A 12,655-nucleotide genomic window follows, 5' to 3' on the forward strand; every position below is an offset into this window, starting at 1 on the left:
AACGAAACGGCCACCATAACGGCCGAAATGACCACGCTCATCCGGCTCGTGACCCGACGGGGTCGCGATACCGTCACTGGCCTTACTGGTGGTGCCCGAACCACTGCTCGTCAACACGACATCCTTGCTACCGCATCGGTGCTAGCGCGTCATTCTTGTTATCGAACCATCCTGGAGCAGGACGGGTGGAAACCCGCTGCTACCAGGCTGCGCACTGCCCCACGGGGGTCACCGCTGGTGACCAGACCCTCACCGACGAGGACCGCGTCGGCGCCCCACCCGGCGTAGGTGAGCAGGTCGCCCGGCCCGCGGACGCCCGACTCGGCCACCCGCAGCACGTCGCTGGGCAGGCCGGGCGCGATCTGCCCGAAGATCGACCGGTCGACCTCGAGCGTGTGGAGGTTGCGCGCGTTCACCCCGATGACCTTCGCGCCCGCCTCCAGAGCCCGGTCGGCCTCCTCCTCGGTGTGCACCTCGACGAGTGCCGTCATACCGAGCGACTCGACGCGGTCCAGAAGCGAGTCGAGCGCGTTCTGTTCCAGGGCCGCGACGATCAGCAGCACCAGGTCGGCACCGTAAGCGCGCGCCTCGTGCACCTGGTACGGGCTCACCACGAAGTCCTTGCGCAGCACCGGGACGTCAACCGCCGCACGCACGGCGGCCAGGTCGGCGAGCGATCCGCCGAAGCGGCGCTCCTCGGTGAGAACGCTGATCACGCGCGCCCCGCCCCCGGCGTAGGACGCGGCGAGCTCGGCCGGATCGGCGATCACGGCCAGATCCCCCCGAGACGGACTGCGGCGCTTGACCTCGGCGATCACCCCGATGCCCGGCGCCCGAAACGCCGCCATGACGTCACGCGGCGGCGGAGCTGCGGCCGCACGCTGCTTGATCTCGGCGAAGTCGACCTTCGCCTCCCGTGCCGCAAGATCGGCCCTGACGCCGTCAACGATGGAATCGAGGACGCTCGCTCTGCCGTGCTCCATGGCGTTGGTCCCCCTTTCCGGATAGGCCGGGCGCGAATCATGCTAGCCAGGCCTTGTGCGACCCCCGTCGCCAGGATCGTCCCCCCTGCTCCTGGGCACGTCGGCAGTGGGGTCCACTCCGGCGTCCAGCGCCTGCCACGCCGCGCGATCCGGATCCGTCTCGACCCGTCGGGCGCCGGGCGCGGCGTACCGCGCGCCGAACCTCGGAAACCTCGGCTCCCGCAGCAGAACGAACACCCCGACCACCAGCAGGACGACGACGCCTGCCACGGCGAGAAGCGGCGCCGCCGTACGCGCGACGTAGCCGGAGGGCGGCACCAGCATCGACTGCACCACGACCACGCCGACCACGATCCCGACCAGCGCCAACAGTGCGCCGACGGCCCGGCGCAGCAGCCCGCCGGTGGCCACGACAGCCGCGATTGCGGCCAGCGCCAGCAGCGCCACACCGGTGAGCGACGGAGCCACCTGTGCGCCGGTGGACTCCGTGGCCGACCGGCCGGGCGGGCCCGCGATGCGGAACCAGACCGTGGCCGACGCACCCCACAGCAGGGCGGCCGAACCCGCCAGGCCTGCGCACGCCACCAGCAGCGCGCGCGGGTTACGGATGGGGGTCTGGGTCACCGCGTCCTGTCCGGAGCGGCGGCGAGGCTGGGCGGTTGCCCCAGCGTCGCCGCGGTCGCCACCGCGGACAGCACGGCCCGCGCCTTGTTGATGCTCTCGGTGTCTTCGGCCACGGGCTCGGAGTCGGCGACGATCCCGCCCCCGGCCTGCACGTAGGCGATCCCGTCGCGCACGAGCGCGGTGCGGATCGCGATGGCGGTGTCGGCGTCGCCCGCGAAGTCGAAGTAGCCGACGATGCCCCCGTAGAGACCGCGCCGGGTGGGCTCCAGCTCCTCGATGATCTGCAACGCACGCGGCTTCGGCGCGCCCGACAGCGTGCCGGCGGGGAAGCACGCGAGCACGGCGTCGAAGGCGATGCAGTCGCTGCGCAGCGTGCCGGTGACCGTCGAGACCAGGTGCATCACGTGGCTGTAGCGCTCGACCGAGAAGAAGCTGTGCACCTTGACCGTGCCCGGCGAGCACACCTTGCCGAGGTCGTTGCGGCCCAGGTCGACGAGCATGACGTGCTCGGCCCGCTCCTTCTCGTCATTGCGCAGCTCCTTCTCCAGGAGCAGGTCCTCCTCCTCGGTGTCGCCACGCCACCGGGTGCCGGCGATCGGGTGGGTGGTCGCCTTCCCGTCGCGCACTGTGACCAGGGCCTCAGGGCTGGACCCGACGATGTCGAAGCGCCGCGCCGGCTGGTCGGGGGTGGCCGCGGACTCCAGGCGCAACAGGTACATGTACGGGCTCGGGTTGGTGGCCCGCAGCACGCGGTAGACGTCGAGGGAGTCGGCGTGGCACTCCGCCTCGAAGCGCTGCGAGATCACCACCTGGAACGCCTCGCCGTCGAGGATCTGCTCCTTCACGGTCTCGATGGCGGCGTGGTGCTGCTCCGGGGTGCGGCGCCGAATGTAGGAGGGCTGGGCAGGCCGGTAGACGGCCACCGTGGACGCGGCGGGCGCGGCGAGCTCGGTGGTCATGCGGTCGAGCCGCGCCACGGCGTCGTCGTAGGCCTCGTCGACCCGCTCGTCGCTCGCGTCCCAGTTGATCGCGTTGGCGATCAGGGTGATGGTGCCCTCGTGGTGGTCGACCGCGGCCAGGTCGGTGGCCAGCAGCATCATCAGCTCAGGAATCTGCAGGTCATCGGTGGTGAGCTCGGGCAGCCGCTCGAGGCGCCGCACCACGTCGTAGCCGAGATAGCCGACCATCCCGCCGGTCAGGGGCGGCAGCCCGGGAAGCGGCTCGCTGCGCAGCTCCTCGACCACGGTGCGCAGAGCGGCGAGGGGGTCTCCCGAGGTGGGGAGCCCGACGGGGACCTCACCGGTCCAGACGAGCTCGCCGTCGACGGCAGTCAGCGCGGCTGCGCTGCGCGCTCCGACGAACGACCATCGTGACCAGGAGCGACCGTTCTCCGCGGACTCGAAGAGGAACGTGCCGGGACGGTCGCCTGCCAGCTTGCGGTAGACCCCGACCGGGGTCTCGTCGTCGGCGAGCAGCCGCCTGGTGACCGGGATGACCCGGTGGCCGACGGCCAGCTCGCGGAACTCTTCTCGGCTGGGGCTGACCGCACCCAGTGCGGGCGCAGGCGCGGTGACGGTCATGTGGCCCATTGTGGCAACCTCTCCCGGACGGGGCACCACGAGAGCCGCGTCACCCCGATCCCGCCCGTCGGGGAAGGATGGGAGCGTGGGCGCACCCGACGACGAGCCGTCCCCGCCGGAGGCCGTGAGAGCAGGTCAGCGAGAAGCGCAGGGAGACGCTGTGCCGCGCCGACGCGGGCGCAGACCGGGCGGCGCCGACACCCGCGCCGAGCTGCTCGCCGCCGCTCGCGTCGAGTTCGCCGAGCGCGGTTACGACGGAGCCACCGTGCGGGTGATCGCCGAACGCGCCGGCGTGGACCCCGCCATGGTCAACCACTGGTTCGGGGGGAAGGACTCGCTGTTCATCTCGGCCCTGGAGCTGCCGGTGGACCCCACCACGATCCTCGCCGAGGTGGTGCCCGGTGATCCCGACCACCTCGCCGAGCGGATCATCGCGCGGTTCCTGGAACTGTGGGACGGCACGGGCGGAGCTCCCCTCTCCGCTCTGCTGCAGAGCGTGGCCACCCACGACATCGCGGCCCGGCTCCTGCGCGAGTTCGTGGAGCGCGTCCTCGTCGCACGGGTCGTGTCGACGGTGGCGCCGGACCAGGCCGCACTGCGCGCAGGCCTGTGCGGCTCCCAGATCCTGGGCCTCGCGGTGGTCCGGTACGTGCTGAAGGTGGAGCCGCTCGCCTCGGCCGACCACGCCACGGTGATCGCGGCGGTGGCCCCCAACCTGCAGCGCTACCTCACCGGGCCCCTGCCGTGACGTTCAGACTGCCCTGACGCTCAGACGTCGACGGGCCGGCGCGGGTCGATGAACCCCGACTCGTAGGCCGCGACCACCGCCTGGGTGCGGTCGCGCGCGCCCAGCTTGGCGAGGACGTTGCCGACGTGGGTCTTGACCGTCTCGACTCCCACCATGAGCTCCCGGGCGATCTCGGCGTTCGAGAGCCCGCGTGCGATCCAACGCAGCACCTCGCCCTCCCGCTCGGTCAGGCCCGCGCCACGCAGCTCGTCGCCGCCGTTGCGCCCGCGGGTGGCCACCAGGTCCCGCACCGCCGCGGGGAACAGCAGCGACTCACCGCTCGCGACGATGCGCACCGCCTGCACGATCTCGGCCGGCCGCGCCCGCTTGAGCAGGAAGCCCGTGGCGCCCGCCTGCAGTGCGTCGTAGACGTGCCCGTCGTTGCCGAACGTCGTGAGTACCAGCACGCGCGGCGGCTTCGGGAGTTTCGTGACCAGGTGGCGGGTGGCGGCGATCCCGTCCACCGCGGACATCCGCACGTCCATCAGCACCACGTCCGGTGTGAGCCTGCGCACCAGGCCCGGCACCTCCGCGCCGTCGGGCGCCTCGCCCACCACGGTGATGTCCGGTTCGGCGTCGAGAATCGCGCGCAGACCCGTCCGCACGAGCTCCTCGTCGTCCACCAGGAGCAACTTGATCATTGCGACATCATCTCGGATCCCCGCAGCGGGAGCCGTGCCGCCACCCGCCATTCCCGCTCCCCCGCGCCCGCCACCAGATCACCGCGCAGGACGTGCACGCGCTCGCGCATCCCGGCGAGCCCACGTCCGCCCCCCGGCCGGGCGCGGGTGCCTGCGCCGAGAGGGTTGGTCAGCTCCAGTTCGAGCACGCCTGGTCCCACCACGACGCGGACGGTGACCGGCACCGGCCCAGCATGCCGCAACGCGTTCGTGAGGCCCTCCTGGACGATCCGGTACGCCTCACGGGAGACCGCACGCGGCACCGCGTCTATCGATCCTCGTACCTCCACGTCCACCGACACCCCCGCCGACCGGGCACCGGCCAGGAGGGCGTCGAAATCGGCCAGGTCGGGTTGGGGCGCCCGGTCCGCCCCGGCGGCACCGTCGCGCAGCAGCCCGAGGACGTGGTCGAGGTCTTCCAGAGCACCCCGGCCCGCCTCGGCGATCGCGTCGAGCGCACGGGCGACGAACGCGGGATCGCTGTCGAGCACCCGGGCGGCCGCGCCCGCCTGCAGCGTGGTGACGGTCAGCGCGTGGCCCACCGAGTCGTGCAGCTCTCTTGCGAGCCGGTTGCGCTCCGCCAGCGCCCGCTCCGTCTCCCGCACCCGGGCCAGCTCGACGGCCATCCGTTCGGCGGGCGAGGGTCCGAGCACCCGAGGAGCGAGCCGCGCGAGCACCGCCCCGCCGGCCGACACCGCGTGGAGGAGAACGAGCGGGAGCGCCAATCCCAGAACCGGCATCCAGGCCGCGGCGAGCCCGGTGGGAAACGGGACGAGCTCGCGCCAAGGTGCGAGGAGGAAGCCGATGCTCGCCGGCAGGACGGCGAGCGTGACGAGCGCGGTGAGCCCGCCCGCCGCGAGATTGACCAGTAGCCAACCGGCAGCGCGCCGACGGCCCGGCCACGCGTCGAGCGTTCCGGGATCGGGATCGGGCACCACAGCGCCGAGCAGGGCGCGGGCCGCGGTGATCTCCAGGGCGCGCACGCCCGGCACCAGCGCCACCCCCACCGCCATGGCGGTTGCGGGCACGAGCAACAGCAGGAGGTCCAGCGGCCGCAGGTCTCCCGCGTTCGCCGCGGCGACGAACAGCGATACCAGCCCCAGATACGGCAGCAACAGCACCGCGCCCAGCAACAGATGCACGAAACGGCGGTAGGTCAGCCCCGACGTGACGGGAGCCAGGAGCAGCCGCAGCGTGCGGGACACTCCACGATCGTCGCAGAACCGGACATCGAGAGCCCTCCCCCGCGGGAGGGAGGCGGATCACCCCGTAGCGGGAGCCGGCCATCTGGGTGATCGTTGGTCGGGGGCACGCGAGACATGCCGACGCCAATGTCTGCCGCGGTCGGTGCCGGATGATCATCACTTGGGGCCCGGCAGCTGCGGATGACCCGCCTGCTGGTCCCCACCCGCCGATCATGGGGGACTGGCAGGCCCGCCCAGACCGGGCTCATGATCGTCGATTGGGTCCCGGAAGCCGCCTATGGCACAGCGACGGGGCCCGAACAGCCGATCATGGCCAACCGGGCGAGGAGCGCGGCGGCCGGCGAGCCCACCCTGGACCAGGGGCGGGGCACGGCAGGGCGGGCAGGCAGGGCGGGGCAGGGCGGGGCAGGGCTCCATGATCGCCACTTGGGGCCCAGGAGCTGCGGATAACCCGGCCGCCGGGCCCCAACCGTCGATCATGACCGGTCGGCGCGCCTGCGCGACGTTGCCCGCCCTGGACCCCGGCGACAGGGCACCGTGATCATCACTTCGGGCCTTGCACCCGCAAATGACACGCCTCCCGGGACCGAACCGCCGATCTTGACCAGCCGGCGCGGCCGCCCCGGAACGCAGGAATCCCGGTCGCCCAGCCACCTCCGGCCCGGCACGGGAATGCCGGCCTTCGAAGGGGACGCGGCCGCTGGTGGCGAACCGCCATCACGGCCGGCCAGCGAGCCCGCCCGGACCAGGGGGCGGAGCAGGGCAGGGCTCCATGATCGTCACTTGGGGCCCAGGAGCTGCGGATAACCCAGCCGCCAGGCCCCAACCGTCGATCATGACCGGGCGCCGCCCCAGCGCGACGTGCCCAGCCCCGGACCAGGGCGGGGCAAGGCAGGACAGGGCTCCATGATCGTCACTTGGGGCCTACGAGCTGCGGATAACCCGGCCGCCAGGCCCCAACCGTCGATCATGACCGGGCGCCGCCCCAGCGCGACGTGCCCAGCCCCGGACCAGGGCGGGGCAAGGCAGGACAGGGCTCCATGATCGTCACTTGGGGTCCAGGAGCTGCGGATAACCCGGCCGCCAGGCCCCAACCGTCGATCATGACCGGTCGGCGCGCCTGCGCGACGTTGCCCGCCCTGGACCCCGGCGACAGGGCACCATGATCATCAGTTCGGGCCCTGCAACCGCGCATGACACGCCTCCCGGGCCCGAACCGCCGATCTTGACCAGCCGGCTGCGGGCCGACCGCCCGAGCGTGATCACCATTCGGCCGGCGAGCCTGCGCGACATGCACCACACCCGGTCCGAGCCCCGCACACCACGATCACCGCTTGAGGCCCGGCAGCCGTAGATGACACGCCTGCGGGGCCCGAACTGCCGATCTTGACCAGCCGGCGGGCGGGCCCGGGCAGGCCGGCGCCCCCGGACGGAATCGTTGATCATCACTTGGGGACGGGCAGCCGTGTCTCGCGCGGCGGTGGGGCCCGAGCTGCCGATCATGGCCAGCATTCGGGGCAGGCCCGCCCAAGCGCGACGGCGGCAGACCATGCTCGTCATTTGGGGCCCGGCAGCCGCGGATCACACGGTCACACGGCCCGAACTGCCGATCTTGACCAGCCGGCGGGCCTGCCCCGGAGCGCAGGGATCACAGCGGGCGGGCCCCGAGGCTCACGCCGGAGCCGGCGCCTCCACGACCTCGATCCGCACGCGCTTGTTCCCCTTGCCCTTCGACTCCGTGCCGGTCACCCGGACGGCGCCGACCTCCGCGGTGCTGGCGACGTGCGTGCCGCCGTCGGCCTGCTTGTCGAGGCCCACGATGTCGATCACGCGCAGGGGGTCGATCTCGCGTGGGATGAGGTTGGCCGCCGTGCGGATCAGGGCGGGGTCGGCGTCGGCGGCGTCGCGGCCGAGGAACTCCACCACCACGGCGCGGGCGGCGGCGAGTTCCTCGTTGATCCGCCCCTCCAGGCGCCGGCCCAGCTCCGTCGAGATCGACTCGAGCGGGAAGTCCAGCCTGCCCGAGCCCGGTTCCATGTTGCCGCCGGTGACGGGGATCGCGAACTCCGACCAGACCACGCCGCAGAGCACGTGCAATGCGGTGTGGGTGCGCATCAGGAGGTGGCGGCGGTTCCAGTCGAGCTCGCCTGCCACCTCGGCACCCTCACCGGGCATCTCGGGCGCGTCGAGCCAGTGCCAGATCCGGCCGCCCTCCCGTTTGACACGGGTGACGGCCGCGGGACCGGTGCCCCAGTCGAGCGTGCCGAGGTCGTGCGGCTGCCCGCCGCCACCCGGATAGAACGCGGTGCGCGCCAGCGCGACCCGGCCGGCCTCCCGGTCGACCTCGGTGATCGCGGCGTCGAAGGAACGGCGGTAGGCGTCGGTGGCGAAGAGCTCCTCGGTCACGCCCGCAGATTAGGACCGCCCGCTCAGGCCCCGTTGCGGGCGTCGAGCAGGACGTCTGCGTCGAAACAGGTCCGCTCGCCCGTGTGGCACGCGGCGCCCGTCTGGTCGACGATCACGAGCACGGCATCGCCGTCGCAGTCCAACCGCACCTCGTGCACGTGCTGGACGTTGCCGGACGTGTCGCCCTTCACCCAGTACTCCTCGCGCGAGCGCGACCAGTAGGTGGCCCGGCCGGTGGTGAGGGTGCGGTGCAGCGCCTCGTCGTCCATCCAGGCCACCATCAGCACCTCCCCGGTGCCGCGCTGCTGGGCGATTGCACAGACCAGCCCGTCGGCGTTGCGCTTGAGCCTGGCCGCGACGGCCGGATCGAGCGCTGAGACCTCAACCCTCGTCATCTCACCTCCACGAGCCCGGTGCGCAGGCCGTCCTTGACGTCCTTGATCCGCAGCTGCCCGAAGTGGAAGACGCTGGCGGCGAGCACGGCGTCGGCTCCCGCCTGCACCGCCGGGAGGAAGTGCTCCACGGCGCCGGCTCCACCACTGGCGATCACCGGAACGTCCACCACGGCCCGGACCGCGGCGATCATGCCGAGGTCGAACCCGGCTCGGGTGCCGTCGGCGTCCATCGAGTTGAGCAGGATCTCCCCCACGCCGAGCTCCTGGCCGCGGGCGGCCCACTCGACGGCGTCGATCCCGGTGCCGCGACGTCCGCCGTGGGTGGTGACCTCCCAGCCCGACGGGGTCGGCTCCCCGCCCTCCGGCACCGTGCGGGCATCGACGGACAGCACGATGCACTGCGCGCCGAACCGGCGGCTGGCCTCGTGCAGCAACTCGGGGCGCGCGATCGCCGCCGTGTTGATGCTGACCTTGTCGGCACCGGCCCGCAGGAGCGTGTCGACGTTGTCCGTGGTGCGGATGCCACCACCGACCGTCAGCGGGATGAACACCTGCTCCGCCGTGCGGCGCACGACGTCGAGCATGGTGGCCCGCTCCCCCGACGACGCCGTGACGTCGAGGAACGTGAGCTCGTCGGCGCCCTCCGCGTCGTAGATGCGGGCCATCTCGACCGGATCGCCCGCGTCACGCAGGTCGGCGAAGTTGACGCCCTTCACCACCCGCCCGGCATCGACGTCCAGGCAGGGGATGACGCGCACGGCGACACCCATCAGCCGGCCGCCCGTCCGGCGGCGTCGACGGCCTGCACCGCGGCCAGCGCCTCGGGGAGGGTGAAACGGCCCGCGTAGAGAGCCTTGCCGACGATCGAGCCCTCGATGTTGACGCCGGTGGCGGCCACCTCTGCCAGCGCGACCAGGTCGGCGACCTCGGCGATCCCTCCGGACGCGATGACCGGCGCCTTCGTGGCACCCGCGACGTCGCGCAGCAGGTCGATGTTGGGGCCGCGCAGCGTGCCGTCCTTGCCCACGTCGGTGACGACGTAGCGGGCGCAACCGTCGCGGTCCAGCCGCTCCAGCACCTCCCACAGGTCGCCGCCGTCGGTGGTCCATCCGCGCGCGGCGAGCCGGTGGCCGGCCTCGGTGATCCGCACGTCGAGGCCCACCGCGATCCGTTCGCCGTGGGCGGCGATGGCTCGTGCGCACCAGTCGGGGTGCTCCAGCGCCGCGGTGCCGAGGTTCACCCGGGCGCAGCCCGTGGACAGCGCGCGTTCCAGGGACTCGTCGTCGCGGATGCCGCCCGAGAGCTCCACCGCGACGTCCAGCTCACCGATGACGCCGGCCAGTAGTTCGGCGTTCGATCCACGGCCGAACGCGGCGTCCAGGTCGACGAGGTGGATCCACTCCGCGCCGTCGTTCTGCCACTGCAGCGCGGCGTCCCGTGGCTCGCCGTACGCGGTGGCGGAACCGGCTTCGCCCTGCACGAGGCGCACGGCCTGGCCGTCGGCGACATCGACGGCGGGAAGCAGCGTGAAACTCACGGGGAAAGCCTACCGGTGGCATATCCGCCTGGCCGCCCGGCGATCATCGCCTCACGGAAGCGCGTGAGAAGGGTCTCGACGGGCCCCGCGCGGCGTCGATCAGGAGGGAACGACGGTCAGCCGACGATGTCGCGCAACCAGTTGCGCAGCACCACCGCACCGGCGTCGCCCGACTTCTCGGGGTGGAACTGGGTGGCCGCGAGTGCACCGTTCTCCACGGCGGCGACGAAGTCCTCGCCGTGGTGGGCCCACGTGACCAGCGGCGGACGCAGCACGTCCGACGCCTCCATCTCCCACCGCCGCACCCCGAAGGAGTGCACGAAGTAGAAGCGGGTGTCGGCGTCGAGGCCCGCGAACAGGGTGGAGCCCGTGGGGACACGCAGGGTGTTCCAGCCCATGTGGGGCAACACGTCGGCCTTGATCCGCTCGACGGTGCCCGGCCACTGCCCGCAGCCCTCGGTGCGCTCGCCCCACTCCACCCCGAGGTCGAACAGCACCTGCATCCCCACGCAGATGCCAAGCACGGGCCGTCCGCCGGCGAGGCGGCGCTCGATGATCCGCGGCCCGTCGACGGCGCTCAGACCGCGCATGCAGGCGGCGAAGGCACCCACCCCGGGTACGACGAGACCGTCGGCCTCGAGGGCGGCGTCGGCGTCGGCCGTGACCGTGACATCGGCGCCGACCCGTTGTAGCGCGCGTTCGGCAGAGCGGAGGTTGCCCGACCCGTAGTCCAGCACGACGATCCGCGACACGGGGCAAGGATAGCCGTAACTCTGTTGACCTCTACCCGGGTTCAGCAAGCACGCTCCCCGCCATGACAAGGACCGCCGCTGACGCCGGCCTCATGCAGGGGCGGCTACGCACGCTCACCCTCGGATCGGTCGCGCTGGTGTCACTGGCCGCCTTCGAGGCGATCGCGGTGGCGACGGCCATGCCGACCGTGGCCGCCGCGCTCGACGGCCTCGCCGCCTACGCCCTGGCGTTCGGGCTGCCCCTCGCCACCAGCGTCGTCGGGATGGTGCTCGCCGGGGTGTGGAGCGACCTTCGCGGGCCCGGCGGAGCGATGCGGGTGGGCGTCGCCGGTTTCGTGCTGGGGCTGCTGCTGGCCGGGCTGGCCCCGGCGATGCCGCTGCTCGCGATGGGACGGGCGGTGCAGGGTCTGGGATCGGGGCTGTTCTCGGTGGCGCTCTACGTGGTGGTCGCGCGGGTCGTGCCGGCTGCGCTGCGACCGCGGATCTTCGCGGCGTTCGCCGCCGCATGGGTCCTGCCGGCCGTCGTCGGGCCGCCGCTGGCGGGGCTGCTGGTCGAGACCGTCGGCTGGCGGTCGGTGTTCCTGCTCGCCGCCGTGCTCGCCCTGCCGGCGGCGCTGCTGGTGGAACCGGCGCTGCGCGGGCTCGGCACCGCGATCGACGACGGCACGAGCACCGGCCACCGCCGGACGCGTCGAGTCCTGTGGGCGGTCGGTGCGGCAGCCGGCGCCGCAGGCCTGCATCAGGCCGGACAGCTCGGCGGCGTGCCCGCACTGCTGCTCGGTGTGGTCGCCGTGGCCGCTGTCGTCGTCTCGGGCCCGCATCTGCTGCCGGCCGGCACGCTGCTCGCCCGCCCCGGGCTGCCGGCCGTGATCGCGGTGCGCGGGGTGCTGTCGGCAGCCTTCTTCGCCGCGGAGGCGTTCCTCCCCCTTCTGCTGTCGCGCGAGCGAGACCTGTCGCCGACGATGTCCGGCCTGGTTCTGACGGTGGCCGCCGTGACGTGGTCGGCGGGCTCGTGGTTCCAGGGCCGCGACCGCGCCCCGTCCCGCACCGCGCTGCTGCGCGCCGGAACCGCTCTCGTCGCGCTCGGTGTGCTTGCCGCGGGGGCGACGGTCGTGCCCGGCGTTCCGGTGGCCGTCGCGGGGATCGGCTGGGCCGCGGGCGGGCTGGGGATGGGGATGGCCTACCCGACGCTGTCGGTGCTCACGCTCGAGCTCTCCGCCCCGTCGGAGCAGGGCACCAACAGCTCCGCGCTCCAGATCGCCGACGCACTGTTCGCCGCGGTCGTCCTCGCGCTGACAGGTGCGTTGTTCGCCGCACTCGTCGACGCCGGGACGGTCGCCTACCTCGCCGGCACCGCGGTGGCGGGCGGGCTCGCGCTGGTGGCGGTCCTCATCGCCGGGCGGGCGCGCGCCGCAACGGAGTGATCCTCCACGCGCAGAGCCGGCACGGCTGTCAGAGAATGCCCTTCGTGGACGCTATCCCGGTGATCCGGGCGTCCCGCTCGACGGCGGCGCGCAGCGCACGTGCCACCGCCTTGAACTCGGCCTCTGTGATGTGGTGGGGGTCACGCCCGTCGAGTACCCGGACGTGTAGGGCTAGGTGGCCGTGGAAGGCCAGGGATTCGAAGACGTGGCGGTTGAGGACCGTGGGGTAGTGGCCCCCGACGACGAAGCCCTGCATGACGTCGGGTTCGCCGGTGTGCACGG

General features: G+C 72.7%; 12 protein-coding genes and 1 pseudogene. 2 read left to right on the plus strand and 11 right to left on the minus strand.

What is annotated here, in order from left to right; all coding sequences use genetic code 11:
• Window positions 1-158 precede the first annotated feature (158 nt).
• From trpC to MMF94_RS42660, 3 genes are read right to left on the minus strand one after another with little or no spacing between them, the layout of a single operon-like run.
• Window positions 159-983, minus strand: coding sequence for an indole-3-glycerol phosphate synthase TrpC (gene trpC / locus MMF94_RS42650; protein ID WP_241043212.1), 825 nt, complete (start codon window positions 981-983; stop codon window positions 159-161).
• A 42-nt stretch (window positions 984-1,025) separates the two neighbouring features.
• On the minus strand, window positions 1,026-1,607 hold the full coding sequence (locus tag MMF94_RS42655; RefSeq protein WP_241043213.1) for a Trp biosynthesis-associated membrane protein: 582 nt from the start codon (window positions 1,605-1,607) through the stop codon (window positions 1,026-1,028).
• Window positions 1,604-3,196, minus strand: a complete 1,593-nt coding sequence (locus tag MMF94_RS42660; RefSeq protein ID WP_241043214.1) for an anthranilate synthase component I — start codon at window positions 3,194-3,196, stop codon at window positions 1,604-1,606. Before MMF94_RS42660 ends, MMF94_RS42655 begins: the two co-directional genes overlap by 4 nt.
• 76 nt (window positions 3,197-3,272) lie before the next feature.
• Here MMF94_RS42660 and MMF94_RS42665 point away from each other — a divergent pair, with 76 nt between their 5' ends.
• Window positions 3,273-3,935 (plus strand): TetR/AcrR family transcriptional regulator, encoded by a 663-nt coding sequence (locus MMF94_RS42665; RefSeq protein WP_338104448.1) that lies wholly within the window; start codon window positions 3,273-3,275, stop codon window positions 3,933-3,935.
• A 20-nt stretch (window positions 3,936-3,955) separates the two neighbouring features.
• On the opposite strand, the gene MMF94_RS42670 is transcribed toward MMF94_RS42665, so the two are convergent.
• The 7 genes from MMF94_RS42670 to hisH form a co-directional block, all read right to left on the minus strand.
• Entirely contained in the window at window positions 3,956-4,615 is a 660-nt protein-coding gene (locus MMF94_RS42670) for a response regulator (RefSeq protein ID WP_241043215.1), read from the minus strand.
• Window positions 4,612-5,859 (minus strand): sensor histidine kinase, encoded by a 1,248-nt coding sequence (locus MMF94_RS42675; RefSeq protein ID WP_241043216.1) that lies wholly within the window; start codon window positions 5,857-5,859, stop codon window positions 4,612-4,614. The genes MMF94_RS42670 and MMF94_RS42675 overlap by 4 nt, the downstream gene beginning before the upstream one ends.
• Window positions 5,860-7,530: 1,671 nt before the next feature.
• Complete coding sequence (locus MMF94_RS42680; protein ID WP_241043217.1) at window positions 7,531-8,265, minus strand: alanyl-tRNA editing protein; 735 nt, start codon at window positions 8,263-8,265, stop codon at window positions 7,531-7,533.
• Window positions 8,266-8,288: 23 nt separating this feature from the next.
• Window positions 8,289-8,660 carry a phosphoribosyl-AMP cyclohydrolase gene (gene hisI / locus MMF94_RS42685; RefSeq protein WP_241043218.1) on the minus strand — a complete coding sequence of 124 codons (372 nt, stop codon included), beginning with the start codon at window positions 8,658-8,660 and terminating at the stop codon, window positions 8,289-8,291.
• A complete protein-coding gene (gene hisF / locus MMF94_RS42690; RefSeq protein WP_241043219.1) occupies window positions 8,657-9,430 on the minus strand; it encodes an imidazole glycerol phosphate synthase subunit HisF in 774 nt (257 codons plus the stop codon). The genes hisI and hisF overlap by 4 nt, the downstream gene beginning before the upstream one ends.
• A complete protein-coding gene (gene priA / locus MMF94_RS42695) occupies window positions 9,430-10,197 on the minus strand; it encodes a bifunctional 1-(5-phosphoribosyl)-5-((5-phosphoribosylamino)methylideneamino)imidazole-4-carboxamide isomerase/phosphoribosylanthranilate isomerase PriA (RefSeq protein WP_241043220.1) in 768 nt (255 codons plus the stop codon). Before priA ends, hisF begins: the two co-directional genes overlap by 1 nt.
• Window positions 10,198-10,313: 116 nt before the next feature.
• Window positions 10,314-10,949, minus strand: a complete 636-nt coding sequence (hisH, locus tag MMF94_RS42700) for an imidazole glycerol phosphate synthase subunit HisH (RefSeq protein WP_241043221.1) — start codon at window positions 10,947-10,949, stop codon at window positions 10,314-10,316.
• A gap of 62 nt (window positions 10,950-11,011) precedes the next feature.
• Between hisH and MMF94_RS42705 the strand changes: the two genes are divergently transcribed.
• Window positions 11,012-12,373 (plus strand): MFS transporter, encoded by a 1,362-nt coding sequence (locus tag MMF94_RS42705; RefSeq protein ID WP_241043222.1) that lies wholly within the window; start codon window positions 11,012-11,014, stop codon window positions 12,371-12,373.
• Between the two features lie 28 nt (window positions 12,374-12,401).
• Here MMF94_RS42705 and MMF94_RS42710 read toward each other — a convergent pair.
• Window positions 12,402-12,655: pseudogene (locus MMF94_RS42710) on the minus strand (imidazoleglycerol-phosphate dehydratase); the annotation flags it as partial.

The sequence above is a fragment of the Pseudonocardia alaniniphila genome (assembly GCF_022524485.1).
In the GTDB taxonomy this organism is placed as follows: Bacteria; Actinomycetota; Actinomycetes; order Mycobacteriales; family Pseudonocardiaceae; genus Pseudonocardia; species Pseudonocardia alaniniphila.